The following is a 23,126-nucleotide window of genomic DNA, read 5'->3' as shown; positions in this document are numbered from 1 at the left end:
AGCTTCATATACCTACTATAATTCAAAAAAGCTCTGTAAAACCAAATCGGTTTTACAGAGCTAATCTTAGTATGTTTAAGTAACCTAATTTTAGTGATTGAATTTTTTGACCAGTCGTTTTGATGGCCGTGCTAACCGAATCAATCCCGCTGTGAGTCCAATACTGATAGCAACCATCACAGCACCAAAGAACGGCGTCCATCCTAGTCCAACCTGACTCGTCACTTGACCACCGATACCAGAACCCAAGGCGATCCCCACATTAAAGGCTGAGATGTTTAAGGCCGAAGCCATCGTGATATCATCCGGTGTGTACCTTTCAGCCAATTGTACGATATACAATTGCAGACCGGGCACATTCATGAAGGCGAAGAACCCCATGGCTAAGACCGTTAGGAGACCTAACCAATGGCTGCTTGCCGTAAAGGCCAAGATCACCAGCGTTACGAAAAGACCTGTGAACATTTTCAACAGTGCTGACAACGGCTTCTTGTTAGCCCAACGACCACCTAATGTGTTCCCCAAAGCAACCATCAACCCATAAACGACCAAAATAACTACGACAGCGCTACTAGACCAACCCATCTTTTGCTCCAACAATGGTGACAGGTAAGTGTAAGCGACGAAAGTTCCCCCGTAACCCAGTGCCGTTACCAATAGCGCTAACAACAGTTGTGGATTCCCCAGTACGCGCAAGACGCCCTTGGCGGTTGCCTTACTTGGCAGTGGTAATTCACGTGGAACCAAGATGTAGTCCGCAATCAAACCGATCAAACCGATCGCACTAATAAAGATAAAGGACCAGCGCCAGCCACCAAGTTGACCAATCATGGTCCCCATTGGCACACCAGTAACTGTAGCTACCGTCAGTCCGGTAAACATCACGGCAATGGCTGAAGCTCGTTTAGAAGGAGCCACGACGTCGGCCGCAATCACTGAAGCCACCGTCATAAAGATCCCATGAGCCAAAGCCGCAATCACCCGACCACCTAGAAGAATCGTAAAGGTTGGGGCAAAGGCCGCCACTAAGTTTCCGGTGATAAAAAGTAACATGATAATAACCATTAAGGTGTGACGATTAATCTGACCAGTCAAGAGCGTCATGACTGGCGCACCAATCATGATCCCCATTGCATAAACAGAAACCGTCAATCCTGCCTGCGCCATGCTAACGTGGAAACTTTGAATCAACATTGGAATCAACCCGACACTGATAAATTCGGTCGATCCGATAGCAAAGGCACTCACAGCGAGTGCAAGTAATGTGAATGTTGCTGAAATTTTCTTTTGTTTTGTCATAATACCCTCCTCAGATTGCGTACGTGATAAATATTGATTATACTGGCTAATAACTAGAGAACAAGAACCCACTTTAAAGTGCCCTACTTACCAAAAAGTAACCATCTACGAGGAGAACCGCTTTATGCCTACCAAGACCTATCACATTGGCGTCGAAGCCACCATGGAAATCATCGGTGGCAAATGGAAATCAATCATTCTGTGTCACTTACGTCATCAGACCATGCGAACCGGGGAATTATCTCGAGCTATTCCCCAAATTTCGCAAAAAATGTTGACGCAACAACTCCGCGAATTGGAGACTGCCAACATCGTTTCTCGCCACGTCTTTCACCAAGTTCCACCAAAGGTTGAATATGCCTTGACAGACTATGGCGAAAGTCTCTCGGGAATCCTCCACGAACTCTGTGTCTGGGGGGAAGACAACATCGATCGCCGTCAAGCTGATGGTGAAAAAATCACTCTCCTGAGTCGTGATGATATCTAAAACGCTTCATTAATTAGGATTAAGAATTTAACCTTTTTGCAATTTTTGGTGGTAACCCTCCCAGATCTCGGTATAATAGGAGTCGTTGCCAAATTACTGTTTACTAATCTTACATACTTTACGGAGAAGGAAAAATTATGCACGTTTTCATTAACATCGTGCCGCAAGCACAGTTGGACTGGGCCAAACTCAGTTCTCTCATCGAAGAGCTCGCCAACCAAAGCTTTGCTGCCACGACGCTGAACTTACAACTACCAACTGAACAATCACTAACGGCCGAACAACAGGCCCAAGCTGCCAGCTGGCATCTCTCAGTCAATGACCTGAATCTGCCATCGACCCCTCACAACTATCTCCTTAATCTACGCGAGACGGATCATGTTTTACCAGGGGCCTTGCAACAATGGGATCAGCTGGCAACACAACATCCCGGCAGCCTAATTAGTCTAGCAGCCTTCGAGACAACTCAGAACCTCGACGACCAGATCACGGCCTATTTTGCCGAATATGAGTCGTCTGCCACTCAGCAGACTTTTCAGACTTTGACTTCGACCACACCCACAACGCCAACGGAACGACAGATGACGTTATGGGCACGTCAAAGTTATAGCATTCAAACTGATTTGCAAACCGTTGGTCGCCTGACCCAACGTCTTCGTCCTACCGGATTACTCTTACCCGTCACGTTACTGGAGCACGACCTGCCCCTAGTTTCCATCGCGCAGGCTTTTCATGTGCTCCAACTCAGCCAAGATGTCTTACGGCTCCACGTGCCGACGATCCAACGACAGATCTGGGCAGAAGCCACGCCAGTTGCCTGGCTTGATGAATTACAACGCATCGACGTGCAGTCGCTCGGCGTGATGTGGCAACCCGTCTTCACAGAGTATTTCCAGCGTCAGCTGAACACCCTGTTAGACACTGCTGGCAAAAAAAATCTCAGTGCGGCCGATCATGTTCAGCTTCTGAGTCGGATTAAAGAACTCATTACCCCACCAACCAAGGTTTGGTCACGGTTAGGGCTCTTGCGGATGGTGTCACCTCAGATGGCACATCGGCTGTTTTATTAGGAGGTTGTCATGAAATTTAGTTTAATCACACCCTGTCAAACGGGTGAACTACATCAACTATTAGCCCTACGGCAAAACTTAGTCCGCCAAACGACCCACGACTTCGAGTGGATTATCGCGCTCAACGCGCCTCTCGATTTCACTGAGTCAGAGTGGCAGGTGCCTTTCAAGGTCCGTCAAGTGTCCTTTGATGGCAATACCATGGGTTCGGCCCGCAATGCGGCCGTGGCTGCGGCAACCGGTGATTGGTTAGTCTTTGTGGATAGCGATGACTTTCTGGTCCCAAGTGCTTTGGCGGAAATGGCAGCAATTAATCCTGCCGCGGATACCTTGGGAGACTTGAACCAATACCCCACTTACGAACCACAATCGTCATTTCTCAACAGTTTGGAGCAGACAGAAGCCTTGGACACCCTACCGAAATGGGGGGGTGCCAAGCGTCGTGCGCCTAAGAACTTTGCCTTAAACTTTGACCCTGTCGTTACGCAACAACTGCCAGATGCATCAGCGGTTGACGCCAATGCATTGAACTGGCTGGAACACAAATACGTTCAGTTGCTTGGTGACACGCGTTGGGATCAATTTAACCGCCAAATTAAACTGACGGGTAAGGTGATCGATCGTAAACTGGTTCAGGACCATGCCATTCAATTCATGCCTGATAACCAACTCTACCCCGATTTTCCGTTCTTAGTTCAGGTTATGGCCTTAACTAGCTCTTATCTTCGATTAGCTACGCCGCACTACATTCGGGTCAAACATAACGATCCCATCAATCAACCGTCAATTCATCAACTTGAAGTCGGCACACGATGGCAACAACGGGTGGCCGCTTGGCAAGCCAGTCTAGACCTCATTAAAGACGACGATCTCCACTTTGCCTTCAGTCGGTATACCTTATTACGGTTGCACCGATTCCTCTATCAAGCCTTGGCCACCAGTTCACCTGTAACGGTGACTGACGTGCCCGCCTTGATGAACGACTTGCACCGCTATCTGAAGGACACGGATGCCGCCGCATACGGCGATGTCTCGTTCCTCAGTCGGCAAATCTTACATCACATTCGGCGACAACCAACTTGCCCACAATCTCGAATCAACGGGTTAGTGCGGTTACGACAGTTGAACCGGGTACTCCATCATCACGGTCGAGGTCTCACCCGTCTGTCTTACATCTGGTGGTTTACCAAGATGCCAATCAAACCACGAGTTATCATTTACGAATCCTTCCTGGGGCGGAACTTCTCAGATAGTCCTAAGGCCATCTATAATTACATCCAGGAAAACTACCCGGGTAAATTCAAACACGTCTGGATCATGAATCCAGATGTTGAAGACACCCCTGCCGATCGGCCAGATACCATCGTGGTCAAGCGTTTTGGTTGGCGTTATATGTACTATCTTGCAACATCTAAATACCAAGTGATCAACATGCGACAACCCCAGTGGTTCATTAAGCGCCCCGGAACCAAGTTCCTGTCCACTTGGCATGGAACCCCGTTGAAGCACTTGGTCTTCGATATGGATAATGTGGCCAGTGCCAACCCGATGTACAAGGCAATCTTCTTCTCTCAATCTCGTCAATGGGATTACCTCGTCACTGCCAACCAGTTTTCCGTCGACGTCTTCGAACATGCCTTCATGTACCCAGAAAACCAAATGTTGAAGTCAGGTTACCCGCGTAACGATATCTTAAGCGCTCCGGACAAGGATGACCGGGCACGTCAGATTAAGGAACAACTGGGGATCCCGCTCGACAAAAAGATCATCCTCTATGCGCCAACTTGGCGTGACGATGACTACTACGGTGTCGGGGATTACAAGTTCACCTTAAAGCTCGACATCCAACGTTTGAAACGAGAACTTGGCGATGACTACGTGCTGGTCTTACGGACCCACTACTTCATCACGGAGCACCTGGACACAACTGGCTTTGGAGACTTCGTTTATAACGAATCTAGTTACGACGATATCGCCGAGCTCTATCTGATTGCCGATGTGCTCATCACCGACTACTCCAGTGTATTCTTCGACTACGCCATCCTGCGACGCCCTATTCTGTACTTTGTTTACGATTACGAAAAGTACGGGAGTGTCTTGCGAGGCTTCTACCTCGACATGGAAAAGGATCTCCCAGGACCACTGTTGAAGACCAACGACGATGTCTTGTCGGCCCTGCACAACCTGCCTAAGGTTGAACAGGAATACGCCGGTGCTTACCAACGTTTCAGCGATCGCTTTAACAACTGGGAAGACGGCCATGCCAGTCAACGCGTTGTTGATGCCTTCTTTGACAAGGAAGATTTGAAGTAACCTCTTTTAAAGAGTTAAACCGTCAAACAGTGCTTTCTAGACTGTTTGGCGGTTTTTTGTCTACCGAATCTTGAAGTCAAAAAAGACATTCAATTCATTTGGAATTGAATGTCTATGTTTCAAAATAGGCCTGTCAAATACAGACTTTTCTGGTCGGTTACCTTATCTGACTTTATTTCACAGAACTGATACTATGTATTTTATCACTCGTCATCCGTAAAATCGTAAATTATATCACCATCTTCAGCCGTGTATAGATGACGATTCGTATTTTGTGGATTCGCAAGTTCAACCTGGACGTCTTTTAAATTCGTCGGCATCAGTGGTGACATGGCTGTAGAAATCTTCTTTAGCTTGGTAAGATAAGGATCCATATCATCCGTTTCATCATAGCCATTCGTCATATCATAAGCTATATCATAAAGATCCGTATCCTCATCTGCTTCTATTGTTAACACATTATCACTCTTGCTGTAACTTACCGTGGCGGAATTACCTAAATATTTTGAGGTTACGTCATCACCAATATTGGCAATCTCTTGTTCTGTTAAATTATCTCGCTTATACGTGTTATACCCATTATATCCGGCTACGCCAAGGAGGATCAGGACGATTGCCCCTACCACGATCCAGACGGTCTGAGAATCTCCGGCTGCTTTCGCTACTGTCTGTGACAGCGTAGTGGCTGGCTGCTTGGCAACTGCTGTCTGAACGTTAGACGCCGTTGTTTCCGTAGTCGATGCTTCCGGTTGTTGCGGTACTGATGAAGCCGGCACGCCTTTTGAATCTTGATCTGTTGGGACATCTACGTCAGGAGTAGCCGCTGAGGCTTTCGGCGTATCACTAGTCACTGTATCTGTCGACGATGCTGAAGCCGCCGTTGGTGCCGCATCTGGCGTGGTTGCCTGTGGGGCCGCTGACTTTACATTAGACACGGGCGTTGCCCCCGCTGTTGGAGCTACCGGCGTCTCTCGCGGAGTAACGGATTCGATCTCTGGTTGCTTCGCGCCGCAATTGGTGCAGAACTTTTGTCCAGCTTTTAATTGATGGCCACAGTTGATACAAAACTTCATTTTCAACACTCCCATTAAGTTAATTTCTCTTCTCGTAGCTCGCAAATTTCACGTAAACCAGCGTTAATTAACACTAAAACCGTCACCCAAGCTACTGCGATCAGGACGCCTGACTTCACTAGACTAGGTAATGGTATGGGCATGTCCCATAATGCATGTAAGGTCACAGCCAACACATAAAACCGGACGAACCGCCCATTTTGAAAGGCATTCGCAGCTAATGGCTGATCGCCCTTCACCATGACTAACGCGGCCCCACTAATGGCTCCCCACAGCGTATGGGTTCCTAACGAATCTATGGCCCGTAAAAGTAACACCCATAGGCCATAATCTTGGGCATAGCCAGCTGTTTCAAAAGCCGCAAAACCCGCACCGATTGCCGCGCCAATCAGTAGTCCATTTAAGATGAATTGCGCTTGCGTTCGCTTGACGTAGTAGGCGATAATGACGAGCTTCCCAGTCTCCTCGACGATGGCAATCAGGATTGCCGCCACAATCGTCATATTTTGGACGTTGATGAATTGGTAAAGAACCATACTGGTTAGAACCGAAGCGACCCCACCCACCATAAAGATCTTGGTCACTTTAAAAATACTGAGATTACGGAACGTATTAATTTCAAAAAACATAATTAACAGGGAAAATGGAACGGCTAAGGCACTAATGAATATTAACCCGTTGTACATCTTCTCCCCATTAAAGATAAACAAGCTTCCCGCTAAAATGGCGATCGTCAGGCCAAATACGGCTAACACTCGCGTAAACAACCAGGGTTGAACCGGAGAATCACTGACAGCGGTCAAAGATGGCGTCGTCGTTTCGGTTCCCCCGATGAAGAGTGTTTCGGCTTCGGCCTCTGTATGCGTTTTAAACACCTGGCTAAACATACTACCTAGCTGGATGGGCACCTTACGCCGTTGCCCGGTCCAACTATTGAGTTGTGCGGTCGCTGAATCCAAAAGGTTAGGACTTGAACTTGCCTTCGCTTTTGCCTGTGGCGCGGCTGAAGAAGCCGGCTGAAAAGCGCGCAAATCACGCCCACAGTATGGACAAAAATTCAGTCCCAGCCTCACAGGTTGCCCACAATTCGGACAAAAGAAATTAGAATTCATGGCTAACTCCTAACCAAAACGATTGGCTTGTTGATCACCGGGCGTGAAGAGTAAAACTAAAAGATAAATGCTCCCAACGACTGGAAGAAAGGCCCAAAAATAGTAAACTCCTGAATGGTTTGTATCATGAAGACGCCGAACGGCACTAGTAATACCTGGCAGAACAAATACCAAGCCGACCAGGAAAAAAAGTGTCGCGCTATCAATGCTGTATGCCACCGCATAACCAAGCATTGTGATAATTGATATACCCACAGCAGATAACCAATAATTGGCAAGACTCATTCGACCATCGAACTTAGCGTATCCCTGAAAATACTGTTTTACTGCCCCAACGAAGCCCAGATTACTTTGGTAATCGACAGCACCACTACCTGTTGCCTGAGGTATAGGCGCTGACATGGTTGCTTGTTGCTGAAATTGTGTTTGCGGCTGTACTTGCTGTTGTGGCGCTGGCTGCACAGATGCACTCGCTGCTGGCGCTGCCGGTGTTCCCTTTACCTGTAAATCAAACCCACAGTTTGGGCAAAAACGAGCGCCTGCCTTAACTGCCGTGCCACACTTTGGACAAAAATTCATCATCTTACCTCCGTCATTTTGTTTAACTTTTGTGAACACTCATAACTGAAGAGATCATTATCTTGACTGTACCCATTCTTATTCGTCTTTGTGACCGCTACATCAGGATTACTAAGGCAATGGCAAAACCGCTATTTACCTAGACTTCTGCCAGTTTGAATTCATAAAAGCTAACTTAATTATAAGTATAAGTCTCATGTTTTACTTTTGCAATCACAATTTGTGCAGCAAAAGCCCAGAATCTAGGGATCCGTTGCTATACTAGTTAGATACAAACGGGGTGAGAACGATGCAGGATTTAACATTTGGCGAGTAATTAAGAAAGATCCGTCATGGTAAGGGTGACTCTGTGCGTAAAGTCGCTTTATATGCAGGAATTTCGGCATCATATTATTCCCAGATTGAAAACAACAAGCGGCAGATCCCCAAACCCAATACCCTACGCAAAATTGCCAAAGGGTTACGTATTTCAGAGACTCAGATTTTCGAACTCGCCAATTTGATTCCTGACGAACTTGAGGAAAATAAGTCATCCGCCGAAACGCCATCAGGCTCCAGACTTAATATGATGGATCATCCTCTCGACTTGTCAGGCACTGCCACCCCACTTATTCCAATTAACGATACGCAAACGAAATTACGCGTTCCTGACAACACAGAAGTCTTCAACAAACTACCCGTTCGAGATGCCAAGGAACCTGTTGTGGCTTGGCTCAAGGTCACCGATACCAATTTAATGATGCTCGGAATTCTACAAAATGATTTGGTCGTCGTCGATTCGGCGAAAGACGCTTGTCAACTATCTTCTGAACAGGCCAAGCTGATTGCCATCAATCTTAGGCCCGGCAAAACCACTATCCGGCGCGCCCTGCCAGTTGCGGATGGCCAGGTATTACTCACCACCGGTTTCCCGACAGAAAAGTCGGTATTCCTTCCTCGTGACGAATTTGAGACCAAACTGGCTGGTGCCGTTATTAATCTCTATCGCGACATTCGCTAGACGCTATGAGTAACATATACCGACAATTAAAAAACAGCGTGCTCACTGAGACAAAGTGATCACGCTGTTTCGCTTTTACAAATTAATCTTAACGACGATAGTTTTCTTTTAAAAAGTCTGGTAATGACTGTGCCGAGTGTCCCATGATATCGGCATAGTCATCCGTCGTGGTGTCCAACAGACCCATAGCCCCACCAGCATACATGGATGACAACATGTGCCCCTCATGACCTTCATTGTAGAGTTCCCCAAATTCGGCGTTACCCACTGGTGCGTAACCAATCTTTTCCCCTGAGACAGTCGAGAGAACCTCGGCCAATTCGGGCATGGTATAAGCCCGATCTTGGGTCAATGTATACATAGAACGCGTCCATAAGGCTGGTGTGACGGTAATCTTGGCAAAGGCTGCGGCACTATCAGCCAAACTGATGAAGCTCAAAGCCCGATCGGCCATTGGGTAAATGACGTTTTGCCGTTCGATTAATTCTGGTAAATAAGGAACCAAGGGATCTGCATACAGCGCATTACGAACAATCGTGTAGCTCAGGTCACTTGAGGCCAACCGACGTGGCACGTAGCCATAGAATGCCGATAAATCAAAAGGATTGTTGGCTTGGTCCGCAATAAAGCCCATAACCACCAAGTGCCCGACCTTGACCTGGGTCGCAGCCGTAATGACGTGTTCAAATTCAGTAACCCGGCTGAAGCTATCATGACTCTTGCTAGGCACATAGACCGCAACGTCCGCCCCATCCAGGGTCGTCGCTACGGTCGCTGGTTCGGTGTAATCTAATGGTTTAATCGTCATACCTTGTTCAGCATAGTCCTGGGCCTTGCTAGGGGTATGAACGCCCAGCGTTAAGCTCGTTGGGGCAACTAATTTAGTCAAATGATCCACAATCTGTCGACCAAGATGGCCGGTGGCTCCCGTAACAACAATTTTCAACTTAAACACGCCTTTCCTTTTCTGTTACTTTAAAAGTAACACCTTAATCTCACTAAGTCAACTTTCTTATTGAAATCTCATTTTTCTCTCCCTTCAACCTAATGGTTGTTTTATAATGGGAGCAGGATGGTTAATCCTAAAATTAGTTTCTTTAAGGAGTGAGTCATGTGGTTGAACAATTAGCGAATAAAGTGGCTATCGTTACCGGGGCAGGGTCTGGTAAAGGCCAAGCCATCGCGGAACTCTTCGCCCACGAGGGAGCCAAAGTCGTCGCCGCAGATAGCAACGCCGAACGACTGGATCAAGTCGTGTCAAAGATTAAAGATGCTGGCGGTGAAGCCGTGGCTGCCGTCGCCGACGTGACGAAGGAATCCGACGTCGAAGATATGGTTCAGACCGCCGTTAAGCAATACGGTCATCTCGACATTCTGGTTAACAATGCCGGCATGCTCGACAAGCTCGCTCCCGTGGGTACCCTCACCAACGAGCTTTGGGATCAGGTCATGACGGTCAACACGACCAGCGTGATGATTGCTACTCGAGAAGCCCTGAAACTCTTCACGGAGCAAAAACACGGCGTCATCTTAAACATCGCTGCTGTTGAAGGCACCAGTGATAACCGTGCCAGCGCAGCAGTTGCTGCTTCAAAACACGCTGTGGTTGGCCTCACCAAGAATACCGCCTATATGTACCAAAACGTGGGTATCCGAACCAACGCCATCGCTCCTGGTAGTGGCGATGCCGAAGACGAAGAAAGTCTGAATATCCCCGTTGCACCCAACGGTAACGAAATCGCCCAAACAGCGCTCTTCCTATGCTCCGATATTTCTAGCTACGTTAACGGGGTCGTTGTTCCGGTTTAATGCCCTTTCAAACCAAATGCGTTCGTCACCTGACCAAGCTGAGACAATTGTTTCGGCTTGGTCAGTTTTTTTATTCTGAATAACCACCGCCACATCCAACTAGTTAACCCTTGCCCCTAACATCACTTCCTTGATCGGCAGTCAATTGACGGTATTTAAATAAGAAACTAGACTGGAGACGATTATGTTCGTGAAGGGAGTTCGATCTTCATGGTTTGGTTTATCTTATTGGTAACGGGTTTTCTCGTTGGCCTTTTCGTCCTCTCAACTGGTGGCGGTGGTGCCGCAGTCTATCTTGGCCTATTAACCACGCTATTCCATCTCAGCCCGGCCGTTGCCGCATCCACTTCATTATTCACGGCGTTTCCTTCTCTTCTCGTTGGTGCCTATGGCCACTATCGTACGGGACAAATTCACTTTCGGGTAGGCAACCAAATGCTGCTTGCAGCCATCCCAGCTACCATCATTGGCGCCTTAATTTCGCCAATTATTCCTCAGAAACTCTACACCTGGATTGTCGCAACAATTCTCTTTTTACTGGGCCTTGAAATTCTCATTAAGATCCTAATTTCAAGCAACCAACGACCTGCGACACATAAAACACTTCAGGCTATCCTCTATGGTATTATCAGTGGCCTAATGGTGGGCATCGCCGGTCTATCCGGTGGTGGGCCCATCATTGCTGGCCTTCTGGCATTAGGCCTCGATATGGTACCAGCAGCTGCGACCTCAGCCTATGTGCTGGTTGGCACGTCTTTTGTGGGGCTCCTCTTCCATCTTTCGGCCAACAACATTGATTGGCGTATTGGTATCTACCTGGCCATCGGTGCCATCCTGGGGGCTTTCTGTGCACCTAGACTACTCGCCAAGAGTAACCCGGATCATCTAAACACAATTATGAAACCTCTCATGGCTGGGTTATTAATGTTCATGGGCCTCAAGATGGTTCTCTAAGCGATTAAAACGGCACAAAATGCTTATCCTCGTATTATAAAAGGCGCTCCAGGAAAATTAAAACCTGGAGCGCCTTTTAAATGACTCAGTTATCCTTATCAATAACGTCAACCTGACGCGGCACGACTTTGACATAAACCACGAGCATCACGACACTAAGTCCCATCACGTACCAGGGAAGCGTTGTGATAACCCCATTGTGCAAGCAGCTCATACCAAAGGTCATCCCACTCACCAATAAGTAATAGCCTAAACTGAACCAACCACTGGCACTTCCCATGACATCTTCATAACCTACTAACGCCCGATTCAAAGCATTGGGCAACGCGATATTGAGACCCAGGAACGTCAGAAAAATACTGATTAGTATCAGGACTGGCTGCTCACCATACGTCACGATAACGAACATCATCGCAGCCATCACACTTAACAAAAGTCCCCAGGAGATCAATTGTTCGGGTGACCACCAAGTCAAGAGGTGATTCACTAAAACCGCACCTAACAGGCTTGCACCAGCTAGGATTAACCCTGACCAACCATACTGCACAACACTGAACCCAAAATGACGAATAAAGATAAAGGGGGCTTCGGCATAGTAACTAAATAAGACACCATTAATCCCCCCAATCAGCAACCCATAGACCCATACAACGGGATTACCTATCAGTCGTTTGATAACCTGCATCTGAGAGATTCTGCTGACCTGATCAACGCGCTGACGAGTTTCTGGCAACCGACAGCAAGCATAACCACCGACAATAACCGACAGCGTGATCAGTCCTGAAAATACGCTTCGAAATCCCCAATAGGTCTGAAGGAGCCCACCAATTAACGGACCAAGTGCTGGCGCTAAAGCCATTGCTGCACTGGTTCGAGCGAATACCTTGGCCCCAGTCACGCCGCTAAAACTTTCACGCATTATTGTCTGCGTCACCACGGAACCAGCACTGGCACCAAAGGCCTGAATCAATCGACTGACCAATAAGAATCTAAAATCACCACTCACTAGTAACCCGACGTTACCCAATAAATAAACACCGATACCAGCCAACATAGCCGGTCGCCGACCAAAACAATCGGCGAGTTGGCCCCAAATTAGAACGCCCACGGCGAAGGCCACGAAGTAACTACTCATCGTTAACTGTGCCCGATTGGCACTCACCGCAAAAACCATTTGCAGGCGAGGCAATACCGGGGTAAAAATCGACTCGCTGATCTGTGGAAAACCAACAAGTGTAATGATCAGTCCCAAAGAGGGAACAGATCGACGGACGTTTTTCATCATATTTCTCCTTAAAATTTACTTTGAGGAAAAACGTCCTTGACCATTTACGGGGACACACGCCATCAAAATTTGTAAACTCATGGGTTGTCACCTCTTTCTGTTAGATGTCGTCTCACCATACCGGATCACAGCACAACTTGTCAAGTCACCCTGATCAAAAATAGGGGGACGGTCGCAACCATCCCCCTATCCTCAAGTATTCTGATAAATTGACCATAGCGGACACGCCACACAGTCACTCATCAAACCCGACTAGTTCTGACGGCGCCGCTTGAGAATTACGGCGCCCAATGTACTCGTCAATAACGCCAGGCCGATCACCTGAATAGCACGAGAATTGGCCTCATTCGTTTGTGGTAATTCACCAAGATCTGCTAGAAGTCGATTCCGCATGGCTTCCAATTCGTTCACTAAGACAAGATCACCATGCGCCTTAGCCCAAGCAATTGCAGAATCAATTTCGTTTAGAACAGCTTCTTCAGCGCTACGAGAGTCTTCTTCTTCCGCATCAATCATGTCATCCCAAATGTCGTCAATGTCTTCATCGCCATAGTCCGGCCGCTCGTGTTCAAACTCCTCTTCATCTTCGCTATCGTTCTCATCTGGGGTCCCTGTATCCGGTTCCTCAGTATCTGGTTCCTCAGTTCCAGGAATTTCCGGAAGTGGGGCTTCGATATCAGGGGTTACCGGCTTGTCATACTCGTCGGGATCCGGATTTTCATCTTTGTCGTTGTGATCTTGCAGATCCCAACGATGCGTTTCACCGTTAACAACGACTCGTTTACCAATGATATTCCCATCCAAATTGTGGTTGACCGTAATATCCGCTGAAGGGGCCAGAACACTGCCCTGGAAGGTCGCATCGAAGATCAGGTTGCCGTGATACTGCTGATCGGCTGCTGAGCGATCAATGAAGTTCCAGAGCAAGTGATTATCGCCAAAGTCCTCTGTTTCATGATTATCGCGATCACTACCATCACTGTATGTGATCTTGATTGGGGAATTAACGTGATAATCCGCCTGACCACCCGTATCCACATTAATAATCACCGTGGTTCCGGTTTCCTCTGGGGAGAGACCGACAATCTTCAAAGGTGTGTTCCCAGCCAATACATCTGGCGACAGATTGATGATGATCTGATTATCGGCATTAGGTGTCATATTGGTCACGTCAATCACACGATTGTTGGGGTCATCAAAGTCACTGTTGGTATAACTAGCCTCACTCGACTTCCCACCCAATGATTCATTCAGAGCCTTGAGCTTGGCAAACTCAGCATCAAAGTCAATATAAGTATTTCCGTTTTTGTCTTGATACGTTTCGGAAGCTAGCAAGTGATCGATATAAGTCCCATTAACCAGCGGTCGGTTAGGATTGCTGACGTCAATCGTAATGCCTTCTCCGAAGATGACCTTATTCTCACGTGTATTCCCTTTGGAAACAAAGGAACTGCCGGCGATATTCGTAAAGTTTTGTATGTAAGAAATATCTTTATCAAGAAGTTCTTCAATGATGTTCGTCCCGAAGTTAACGTTACCAATTAAATTACCAACTGCGATATTACCGTTAGTGTGTGCATTCAATTCGGCCTCATACGCAAAGATATGGAACATTGAAGATACACCGAGAATATTATCCAAGTTGCTATAGTCGTCATACACACTGCCACCATTTTGAACGGCATCATTAGCGTAGGCCGAGATTGCTGAGGCATCGGTAGCCTGCGAACGAGCCAGCTTAGCCGCAGCCGCTTTGGCTTGTGCAGCCGCCAACGCATTCTTTAAGGACTCTTTTTGTGCGGCAGACAGCGTTCCGGAAAGCGCTTTAATTCCACTAATACCAGATGGCTGTGTGACCTTTGGCTCGTTAACAGCCTCTTTCTCCGTAGTATGCGTCAATTTGTCTGGGTCAGTTGTGGAACCATCAGACTCGTCTTTCAAGCCTGGCTTCTGCTGATCATTCTTCGTGCGCTCCACTTGACCCGCATCAGCATGGTCACCGCTATCGGACTTTTCCTCCGAGTTAGCTGGCAAATTCTGCTTATCCTTGATGACGTCTGGATCATGATCAGAGACCGGCTTCTGACTCCCTGCATCTGCCCTTTCAGCAGGTTGCCCATTGTCCGTGACCGTTGTGTCAGCTTTTGCAGTTGTAGTGGCGCCGCCAATCATTGCTAGCACTAACGCACAAGCAAAAACCCACTTACGACCTGCCTTGTACATCTTAAAATGCGTCCGCTTCATTTCCATAACGATTAAATCCCTACCTTTCCAACTTTCATCCACCTTCCATTTTCACGCTGGTTATCTAAATATTCAACACTATTTTTAATTATTTTTAATCAAAACTAATTAACAACATGCCAATTAAGTGGTTCGACTATTATTTGAAGACGTGACTCACCCATTAACGACAATAAAAAGACGATGTTCACCTTTACCGATGAACATCGCCTTTTCTGAGCATGTTTTCCTACTAGATCCTTCTACTAAACTTTTAAACCAATGATCTCACTTAGTGTCGGCGCCGAATCCACCATCCCAAGAGACTCCCAATGAGTAATATACTCCCCACAAGTGCAGCAACCGTGCGCTGCTCATTAGTCTGAGGTAACCCAAAAGTTGGGTGTTCCTCTGAATTAGTGTCACTGACGCTCGTGCTAGAACCACCATTGTTGATACTGTCTCCCGCACCACCAGGAGTAGGCGTTGGTTCGGGATCGACCGGATTGGGTGTCTCCCCGGTTTCACCCGGATCAGGTGTGCCATCAGGGTCAGTCGGTTCACCTGGTTCACCTGGTTCACCCGGATCGACTGGATTAACCGGTGGCTCAGTGGTTGGTGGTGTTGTTCCACCACCATCTCCTCCCTCTGACGTCTTGGTGTAAACATAAGTGACCGAGACAGGTGTGGTCCCATAAACCCCTGTGGCATTGTCAGGTGTCTTCTTTAAGACGTATCCAGAGATTTCAATTGGCTTCGTCACATATGCCTGACCAACATCCCCTGATAGTGTCATCGTTGGGGCCACCGTTCGACCACTTTCATCTTGATAGTGGACTTCAACAGTTGATTGAACAGGGACGGGGGTCTTCTTGCGGTACGTAAAAGTAACCGTAATTGGGTCCAATCCATAGGTTCCCGTTGCATTGTCCGGCTGCTTGTCCAGTTCATAGCCTTCAACTTCAACTGGACTCGCCTCATACTTTTCACCAACCTCACCAGTCAAGGTTGCATCGGGCGCTATCGGTTGACCGTCTTCGTCGTGGTATTGAACCGTGACCGGTGCTGCAACATCTCCTAATCGATAAGGCTGAACAACCACAAACGTATAGTCATTATCGATATAGGTAGCATTCAGGAAATACTTATCCTGTAACGGAATGAGACCATCTCCGGTAACGCCCGGTTCCTGGTCTATAATTCCGTAAAAGTCTAACCCACCATTCTCGCTCTCAGTCACTCCCCCACCCGCATAATACATTTTGCTGATCGGCTGACCAAGATCACCATCCTGCAAAGATACCCAATACTTCACGTTAGATACCTTGGGGTTCTTCGCATAGGACCCATCTTGAAGCCGGACCCCCGAATTAATGTGGGCTTTACGCGTTTTCGCATCGACCAGGATCGGTGTACTGCGCACTAAATACTGATATCTAAACTCACTGTTCTCCTGCCCATGGTCCATATACGTTTTGCCCTTCAAGCTGGAGAAATCTGCAATATGATTGAAGGAAAGATCGAGCCAACTCACGTTATCTAAATTGGCCAGTGGCGAGATATCTTCAATTTGGTTGTGTTGCAGGTGAACTGATTTAAGCTGCGTTAAATTCTTCAGCGGTGAAATGTCAACGAGATTGCCAAAGAATTGGAATGGTGGCTGATTCATGCCACCACCGCCTAAGAACAGGGCCGTCAAATTGACTGCTTTTTCTAACCCCTGAATGGAATAAGGTGACCCATCCGCATTGTACGTGGAAGCCCCCGGCAGTCCACCGGGTGACCCCACATAAAGGGCCTTCAGATACTTCATATCCGCTGGAATAATATCTGCGACTGTATGCCACGTGGGCGCATCGCTTGGCTTGATCTCTAAATGCTGTAATTGATAGAGTACCGCTTCTTGAAGCTTTTTATTGGGCATCCACTGATCAATTGGCTCACTGTCCCGTGTAGACTTTCTCTGGGCCGTTTCCTGGGCCGTCGTCGTGTCGTCAGCTTCGCTTATCGGTGTCGCCTCTTCAGGCGAATCTTCTCCAGTATTCTCATCAGAAGCCACCTCTCCGGGAGTTTCTTCTGAACTGCTCGATTCAGTCATCGTGCTTTCCGAAGTGCTGGATGTCGAACTCTCTGTTTCACCAGTTGTCGTCTCCACTGACTGGTTGGTCAGTGCGCTATCTTCCACCCGTTGATCCTTAGTCGTGACAGCTGTCGCCGCGTACCCAGCAACCGGTGCCATTGCTGAACTTCCTAGACTGGATAACATAGCAACCGTGATTAGCCAGCTTTTACCGGCATTAGATAACGGGTGATTCTTGTCATTCCCTTTCCGATACATTATTTTCCTCCCCAAATCGCCTTGTGAATACCCGTGGCATTCAGTACTTTATTAACAGAATTATAATTAGTCCTTACAATTCTTTCTATGCGTAGTATAGCGTAACTCGGCAATTCAATCCAGCACAATTAGAACCATTTACAATATAATCGATAGTGGTAAGTACTGACGGTGTTAACCGCTTACACACTCGAAATATTCCTGCTTCACTACAAAAAAATAAGGTACTCCCCAACGTTCAAGTGAACACACTCAAACGTTGGCGAATGCCTTATACATGAAACACTTTTAATCAATCCGCTTAGTTCTGTTTTCTCCGGAAGCTCAGTCCGCCTAAGCCCAGAACTATTCCTAATAATGCCAAGCCCCAGGCTGCCGTAGTACGGTGTTCATTCGTTTGCGGTAAAGTCGTGGTCTTCGTTGACTTAACTGGTGAACTAAGATTTTGACGCTGACCCTGAGTCATCGTCTTCGTCTGATGACGAGCAGCAACTTTAACTGCTTGGCCTCTCTGCGTCTTCCGACCTGACTTGACTTGATCGGCACGCTTGCCATTCTCCTTCTGGTCATCTTTAGGCGCATCAGGATCAACCTGTGCCCCATCCCCACCGCTAGTCACTGCGGCATAGGTAAAGGTAATCGTTGATCCAGTTGTCGTGTACGTCCCAGTAACCGTGTCTGGACTGGTCAATTCGTAGCCATCTAGGGTGTCAGCCTTAGCGGTATACGTGTCACCAGCAGTTCCAGTCAAGGTCTTCGTGCTCAAGGTCTTGCCATCCTGATCGACATTGACAATCGTAATGGTCCCCGTCTGGGCTGGATCAACCGGCGTTTCGGGATCGACAGGATCAACTGGTGCATTGCGCGTGATCTTAAAAGTGATGTAAGCAATGTATCCACCTGTAGCCCCATACTTATCATTGTACACAACCATGGTATAGGTCCCTGGCTTGACGTCCTTAGAAGCAATCAAGTCGAATCCAAATGGATCCTCAGTTGTCGCTTGGCGCGTGAATTGTGACGTCACATTCTCTTGATTCCCCACCCAAGCAACGAAAGCATCTTGGGATAATGTTGAATCGGGCTCCCCGTAAAAGATCGATCCACCATTTGCTAATCGCATAAGGTACAAATGAGCCGTTGGATCAGCTTCACCGGTCTGAACATCTTGAATACCAGTCACCACACCTTTAATCGGATCAAATGTCAACTTATCATCCGTTAAATTGAAAGTACCACCGTTCAGTGTTTGATACCACACGTTATCGTTTTGAACCATCCCATGGGTCCCAGAACTGAAGTGATTGTTGAACCCATAGAACAGGCCCGTGAATCCCTTGAAGCTAGGCAAATCACCGGTGAAATCATTGTGATCGATTCTTAAATCGGCTAAATTAGACTGACCATAAACTGGATTCAAGGTACCACTCAATTGATTATTATTGAGATAGAATTCATGAAGTTTCGTTCCTGTGACGAGGTCAGGTAATTCGCCAGCAAACTGGTTATATTCCATATTTATAATAACGGCACTTGGAACGGCCTTGAGCGGTGTGAGATCACCAGTCAAATGATTGGAGCCAAAATCCAATCGGCTGAGCTGGTTATAGGCTGACAGGTCTGGTAACTTTCCCTTAAGAAGGTTGTGAATAACCAAGTACTTCAGATTTTGGTTACCACTCAAGTAAGTCGTCATAAAGGTCTGTGCATCCATATCACTAGGGGCATCCCCCGCATTTCCTTGATAGTCGAATTCTGTCAAGTTTGGTGCAAAATCAAAGTTAATAAATCCATTCTTCGGATAATAGTTCAAGTCAACAACTCGTAAGTTTTTAAAGTATTGAAGTCCTTCGAAATCTTGAATCTTGAGGGTGCCTTTGTACCAAGCCGTATCCAAAACTAAATCCTGATCGACATACTGATATAAGTTTGCATCCGTAGCTGTGATGTTGTGGAAAGACTTTAATGAAGACTCGACCATGTCACGCAACCCGGCATCTGGTAGCCACTCCGAAGCATCCTTACCTTGGATCTCTGCTGGATCATAGGTTTTCACTGCAGCGACAGTTGGCACAGCCCTTCTACTCATATATTTTGGCATTTCAGTATTTTTAGGCGTCGTCACTGGAGCTGGTGTCTCGTCTTTGCCTGGCGTTACCATTGGAGCTGGCGTGTTGTCCTTGTTAGCTTCTGGCGCTGGTGTGTTGTCCTTGTTAGTTTCTGGTGCTGGTGTGTTGTCCTTGTTAGTTTCTGGTGCTGGTGTGTTGTCCTTGTTAGTTTCTGGTGCTGGTGTGTTGTCCTTGTTAGTTTCTGGTGCTGGTGTGTTGTCCTTGTTAGTTTCTGGTGCTGGTGTGTTGTCCTTGTTAGTTTCTGGTGCTGGTGTGTTGTCCTTGTTAGTTTCTGGTGCTGGTGTATCGTCCTTGTCTGACGTTGTTACTGGCGTGCCACTATCTTCTGACAGCGCCTTCTTTTCCGTAGTTGTCGTTAGCGTCCCACTCTTAGACATTGCATCTGGATCGGCTACCTGTGTTTGGGTGGCTTCAGTACCTTGAACATCTGCCGCATGAGCAGTGATATCCATCCCCGTCAAACCTAACCCCATTGCAACCGTTGCAATACCGGCGAAAACCCACCGTTTGCCTGCCTTATAGCTCTTGTAATGTACCTTAGTTGTCGTAAGTTTGTTATTCCGCATGATAAACTTCCTCCTCGTAAAGTTTAAATTCGCCCTAGTCTGTCAGATTCAACCACTTAAATGTGGCCCAAAACACTGCTTGTAACATTTATCTAACTGGATCATAGGTTTCGTGTTAAGACATCATCACCACACATTAGTCAATGTGGATAACTGCCTTCACCTACATTGTAACCGCTATCTAAAAAAGTTCAAGGAGATCGTGTTGGGGGACAACTAATAACCCAATTTAGGACCTGTGGCTACGTGTTGTAAACCCTTTAACTAACCTTTTTTAACCATTTTGTATTTAATGTCACAATTGTCCATGTCACGTTTTCTTTGCCAAAAACAAAAAAACGGTCGAGACGTTTCTCTCAACCGTTTATATTTTAAAACATTTTTATTGTTTCTTTCGTCTTGTGCCTACTAACCCTAATAATGATCCTAGTAGAACGACAATTCCCCACAGACCCGTGACCTGGTGTTGTTCACCCGTTTGCGGCAAGATTGTTTGGGCAGCGTTGGTTGCTGGACGACTGCCTAAATTCGTTGTACCACTCTGGATGGGGTCCTTACCTGTGACAATCTGGTCGCCACTACCGCCGTTATCAGTATCCGGCGTTGCAACATCCCCATCATTACCATCCTCGTCCGTATCGGTATCAGTATCTGGTTCTTCTGGATCAACCTGATCACCATCACCATCGGTTTCGACTGGCGCATACACATAGGTTACGGTGACGTCCTCATCTCCCAGAGTCCCAGAGGCATTGCCAGGTGTTTCAACCAAAGCATACCCCTCAACCGCAACCGGACTAGTCGTGTAAGTGGTCCCTGACTTACCCGTAAAAATTTGATCGGGCGCAACGGTCTTACCGTCTGCTGTCTGATAATGAACGGTCACTGTAACCTCCGTTGCCGGATTAACCACTGGTGGATCAACAGGATCCGTCTTCGGTTCATAGATATAGTAGACGTCCGTTGCCCCTTCAACATACTTACCGCTAGCGTTATCCGGTGTTTTAGTAAGCGTGTATCCGTCGATTTCCGCCGCTGTGGTCGTGTAATCATCACCGATAAAACCATCATCGAGGACGACATCAGGTGACAATTCTTTTCCATTCTTATCCTGATAGTGTGCGGTTACCGTCCCCCCCATGTCACCAAGGACGTAGGGCTGAATCACACCGATATCAACACTATAGCCGCCCGGAAATTTGGTTGTAACCGCGCCAGTAAGATAGTAATTCTCTTCAAGGGGGTCAATATTAAAGCCTGGATAACTGGTCATTCCCGGAATTTGATCTTGAACATTCGTAAAGTACAGCCCACCTTCGCCATCTGGCGTTGGCGTACCACCGGTCCAATAGAGCTTGTAGACCATGTCAGTGGAACTTCCCGATCCAATAACTCTGTCCGGATAAGCAATTCCCCCACGACCTTCAAGTGGAATGACTTCTCCCTTTTCATTCTTAAATTGAAAGACGAGGTGAGATTTTCTCGTCTTCGCATTAATCTTAATCGTTGGTAAGAAGACCACCTGATTAGAGGCACTGAACGTACTATAAGTGTGCCCCGCCAACGGCGAAAAGTCGGAGATGGCATTAAACTGTAGCTGCAACTTCGTCACATTGTTTAAGTTGGCTAATGGCGTAATATCTGCGATTCGGTTTTGCTGCAGATAAACTGTTTCAAGCTTAGTCAACTTAGCCAACGGCGAGATGTCGACAATATCACCATAGTATTTCTGGGAAGCATAGTTAAAGTCCGTTCCCATTTCAATTCGTGTCAGATTAACCGCATATTGCAAGCCCTCAATCGAAAACGGCTTCCGATCGTTGTAGGTATCGATTCCGCCAGATTGGCTAGACCCATAGGCTACAAGACTCGTCAATAACGCCATATCATCTTGCGTAATATCAGCTACGCTATTCCAAGTTTTCCCCGGATTCTGTTGACGTAACTGTAGCAAGACCACTTGCTGCAGTTTTTTATTAGGCATCCACTGATCGATAGATTCAATATCTCGAACCAACGTTTTGGGTGTCGCCACCGGAGCCTGAACAGACTTGGCTAATTTTTTGACCCGTGCCTCAATCGGTGTCGATGAATCCTGTGACGTATTCGAAGCATCTGTGGACTGGCCATCAGTAGAAGTCATCTTCTGACCACCAACGGTAGCGGTTACATTTTTATCAGTCGACTCACTCTGGCTGTTTTTTTCAGCGTCTTCTTGATCCGGCTGAGCGAGTTTGTCCGACTGTTCTGGCTGTTTTTCTGGTTGCTGTAAATCCTCTTGTGCAGCCGGCTCCTGAGTAATTACAGGATCCTGTTCAGTCTCCAGGTCGTCAGTTTCCACTTTTGGCGTCGTCAGCGTGACCTCGCCGGTCGAAGACTGTTCATCCAGTTTGGCTGTCGCCGTTGTCCCTTCGGCGGTTGTATCGGCATGAGCGGCTTGTGGTGCTGCCACCCCAACAGCCAAGGTTGCTGTTACGATTCCGGCAAAAATCCAGGTCTTCCCTTTTTTATACATTTTGTAGTGAATATTCTTATCCTCAGAATGAAACATCATAAGCCCTCCTCAAATGATCCTCAACTTGATACACAACCGCATGAATAATCGGCATCACAGCTAATAGTTTCGGTTAATTGTGTTGCCTGATCACAGCCTCATTATAACGAGTATTATGAAAAAGATCCACTGTATACTTAAAACCGTTCATTAGCATAGCTATTTGCTTATAATTATTTTTTAATTATGTATCAGTTTCCCCGAATCGCTGATATAGAAGCGATTTGTAAGCTCAATTTAGTAATTTAGCTTGAATTCAGTACTAGCAACTCGGAAAAATAGACGTGTTACATTTATCCAGTTTTGGATATTAGTAGTCTTAAAAACCTCTTGCC

The 23,126-nt window shown here is 47.0% G+C and carries 16 protein-coding genes; 6 read left to right on the top strand and 10 right to left on the bottom strand.

Annotation, left to right across the window (positions count from 1 at the left end):
• Nucleotides 1-90: 90 nt before the first annotated feature.
• A complete protein-coding gene (locus EKM71_RS03255) occupies nt 91-1,299 on the bottom strand; it encodes an MFS transporter (protein ID WP_125573238.1) in 1,209 nt (402 codons plus the stop codon).
• A 124-nt stretch (nt 1,300-1,423) separates the two neighbouring features.
• On the opposite strand from EKM71_RS03255, the gene EKM71_RS03250 reads away from it, so the two are divergent.
• From EKM71_RS03250 to EKM71_RS03240, 3 genes are all read left to right on the top strand, one after another.
• Nucleotides 1,424-1,786 carry a winged helix-turn-helix transcriptional regulator gene (locus EKM71_RS03250; protein ID WP_125573237.1) on the top strand — a complete coding sequence of 121 codons (363 nt, stop codon included), beginning with the start codon at nt 1,424-1,426 and terminating at the stop codon, nt 1,784-1,786.
• Between the two features lie 137 nt (nt 1,787-1,923).
• Nucleotides 1,924-2,856 (top strand): hypothetical protein, encoded by a 933-nt coding sequence (locus EKM71_RS03245; protein ID WP_125573236.1) that lies wholly within the window; start codon nt 1,924-1,926, stop codon nt 2,854-2,856.
• Between the two features lie 9 nt (nt 2,857-2,865).
• Complete coding sequence (locus tag EKM71_RS03240; protein WP_125573235.1) at nt 2,866-5,169, top strand: bifunctional glycosyltransferase family 2 protein/CDP-glycerol:glycerophosphate glycerophosphotransferase; 2,304 nt, start codon at nt 2,866-2,868, stop codon at nt 5,167-5,169.
• 203 nt (nt 5,170-5,372) lie between these two features.
• Here the strand turns inward: EKM71_RS03240 and EKM71_RS03235 are convergent, their stop codons facing one another.
• The 3 genes from EKM71_RS03235 to EKM71_RS03225 are packed head-to-tail and all read right to left on the bottom strand — an operon-like array spanning nt 5,373 to nt 7,933.
• A complete protein-coding gene (locus EKM71_RS03235; protein WP_164504709.1) occupies nt 5,373-6,242 on the bottom strand; it encodes a zinc ribbon domain-containing protein in 870 nt (289 codons plus the stop codon).
• A gap of 14 nt (nt 6,243-6,256) precedes the next feature.
• Nucleotides 6,257-7,354: a PrsW family glutamic-type intramembrane protease gene (locus EKM71_RS03230; RefSeq protein ID WP_125573249.1), complete on the bottom strand. Its 1,098-nt coding sequence runs from the start codon at nt 7,352-7,354 to the stop codon at nt 6,257-6,259.
• 9 nt (nt 7,355-7,363) lie between these two features.
• Entirely contained in the window at nt 7,364-7,933 is a 570-nt protein-coding gene (locus tag EKM71_RS03225) for a DUF805 domain-containing protein (protein WP_164504708.1), read from the bottom strand.
• A gap of 325 nt (nt 7,934-8,258) precedes the next feature.
• Between EKM71_RS03225 and EKM71_RS03220 the strand changes: the two genes are divergently transcribed.
• The gene (locus EKM71_RS03220; RefSeq protein WP_125573232.1) at nt 8,259-8,933 is read left to right on the top strand and encodes a helix-turn-helix domain-containing protein; all 675 of its coding nucleotides are present in this window, start codon (nt 8,259-8,261) and stop codon (nt 8,931-8,933) included.
• An 88-nt stretch (nt 8,934-9,021) separates the two neighbouring features.
• Here EKM71_RS03220 and EKM71_RS03215 read toward each other — a convergent pair whose 3' ends face one another.
• Nucleotides 9,022-9,879 carry an NAD(P)H-binding protein gene (locus EKM71_RS03215; protein ID WP_125573231.1) on the bottom strand — a complete coding sequence of 286 codons (858 nt, stop codon included), beginning with the start codon at nt 9,877-9,879 and terminating at the stop codon, nt 9,022-9,024.
• 167 nt (nt 9,880-10,046) lie between these two features.
• Between EKM71_RS03215 and EKM71_RS03210 the strand changes: the two genes are divergently transcribed.
• Nucleotides 10,047-10,742: an SDR family NAD(P)-dependent oxidoreductase gene (locus tag EKM71_RS03210; protein ID WP_125573230.1), complete on the top strand. Its 696-nt coding sequence runs from the start codon at nt 10,047-10,049 to the stop codon at nt 10,740-10,742.
• A 210-nt stretch (nt 10,743-10,952) separates the two neighbouring features.
• Nucleotides 10,953-11,696, top strand: coding sequence for a sulfite exporter TauE/SafE family protein (locus EKM71_RS03205; protein ID WP_125573229.1), 744 nt, complete (start codon nt 10,953-10,955; stop codon nt 11,694-11,696).
• Nucleotides 11,697-11,781: 85 nt separating this feature from the next.
• Here EKM71_RS03205 and EKM71_RS03200 read toward each other — a convergent pair whose 3' ends face one another.
• From EKM71_RS03200 to EKM71_RS03180, 5 genes are all read right to left on the bottom strand, one after another.
• Nucleotides 11,782-12,978: a multidrug effflux MFS transporter gene (locus EKM71_RS03200; protein WP_125573228.1), complete on the bottom strand. Its 1,197-nt coding sequence runs from the start codon at nt 12,976-12,978 to the stop codon at nt 11,782-11,784.
• Between the two features lie 255 nt (nt 12,979-13,233).
• Nucleotides 13,234-15,231 carry a collagen-binding domain-containing protein gene (locus EKM71_RS03195; RefSeq protein ID WP_125573227.1) on the bottom strand — a complete coding sequence of 666 codons (1,998 nt, stop codon included), beginning with the start codon at nt 15,229-15,231 and terminating at the stop codon, nt 13,234-13,236.
• 265 nt (nt 15,232-15,496) lie between these two features.
• Nucleotides 15,497-17,542 (bottom strand): MucBP domain-containing protein, encoded by a 2,046-nt coding sequence (locus EKM71_RS03190; RefSeq protein WP_125573226.1) that lies wholly within the window; start codon nt 17,540-17,542, stop codon nt 15,497-15,499.
• A 301-nt stretch (nt 17,543-17,843) separates the two neighbouring features.
• Nucleotides 17,844-20,237 carry a MucBP domain-containing protein gene (locus tag EKM71_RS03185; RefSeq protein ID WP_125573225.1) on the bottom strand — a complete coding sequence of 798 codons (2,394 nt, stop codon included), beginning with the start codon at nt 20,235-20,237 and terminating at the stop codon, nt 17,844-17,846.
• Between the two features lie 382 nt (nt 20,238-20,619).
• Nucleotides 20,620-22,788 carry a MucBP domain-containing protein gene (locus EKM71_RS03180; RefSeq protein ID WP_164504706.1) on the bottom strand — a complete coding sequence of 723 codons (2,169 nt, stop codon included), beginning with the start codon at nt 22,786-22,788 and terminating at the stop codon, nt 20,620-20,622.
• Between the last annotated feature and the right edge of the window lie 338 nt (nt 22,789-23,126).

Origin of the sequence: Levilactobacillus huananensis (assembly GCF_003946145.1) — a bacterium.
Lineage (GTDB): Bacteria > Bacillota > Bacilli > Lactobacillales > Lactobacillaceae > Levilactobacillus > Levilactobacillus huananensis.
Note: the sequence above shows the minus strand (reverse complement) of the source record. Positions and strands in the feature narration are given on the sequence as shown.

Excerpts from the sequence above, each read along its gene's own strand:
- EKM71_RS03225 (WP_164504708.1), bottom strand. The coding sequence starts at position 7,933 with ATGAATTTTTGTCCAAAGTGTGGCACGGCAGTTAAGGCAGGCGCTCGT.
- EKM71_RS03240 (WP_125573235.1), top strand. The coding sequence starts at position 2,866 with ATGAAATTTAGTTTAATCACACCCTGTCAAACGGGTGAACTACATCAA.
- EKM71_RS03200 (WP_125573228.1), bottom strand. The coding sequence starts at position 12,978 with ATGAAAAACGTCCGTCGATCTGTTCCCTCTTTGGGACTGATCATTACA.
- EKM71_RS03245 (WP_125573236.1), top strand. The coding sequence starts at position 1,924 with ATGCACGTTTTCATTAACATCGTGCCGCAAGCACAGTTGGACTGGGCC.
- EKM71_RS03250 (WP_125573237.1), top strand. The coding sequence starts at position 1,424 with ATGCCTACCAAGACCTATCACATTGGCGTCGAAGCCACCATGGAAATC.
- EKM71_RS03255 (WP_125573238.1), bottom strand. The coding sequence starts at position 1,299 with ATGACAAAACAAAAGAAAATTTCAGCAACATTCACATTACTTGCACTC.
- EKM71_RS03205 (WP_125573229.1), top strand. The coding sequence starts at position 10,953 with ATGGTTTGGTTTATCTTATTGGTAACGGGTTTTCTCGTTGGCCTTTTC.
- EKM71_RS03190 (WP_125573226.1), bottom strand. The coding sequence starts at position 17,542 with ATGTATCGGAAAGGGAATGACAAGAATCACCCGTTATCTAATGCCGGT.
- EKM71_RS03235 (WP_164504709.1), bottom strand. The coding sequence starts at position 6,242 with ATGAAGTTTTGTATCAACTGTGGCCATCAATTAAAAGCTGGACAAAAG.
- EKM71_RS03180 (WP_164504706.1), bottom strand. The coding sequence starts at position 22,788 with ATGTTTCATTCTGAGGATAAGAATATTCACTACAAAATGTATAAAAAA.
- EKM71_RS03195 (WP_125573227.1), bottom strand. The coding sequence starts at position 15,231 with ATGGAAATGAAGCGGACGCATTTTAAGATGTACAAGGCAGGTCGTAAG.
- EKM71_RS03185 (WP_125573225.1), bottom strand. The coding sequence starts at position 20,237 with ATGCGGAATAACAAACTTACGACAACTAAGGTACATTACAAGAGCTAT.
- EKM71_RS03230 (WP_125573249.1), bottom strand. The coding sequence starts at position 7,354 with ATGAATTCTAATTTCTTTTGTCCGAATTGTGGGCAACCTGTGAGGCTG.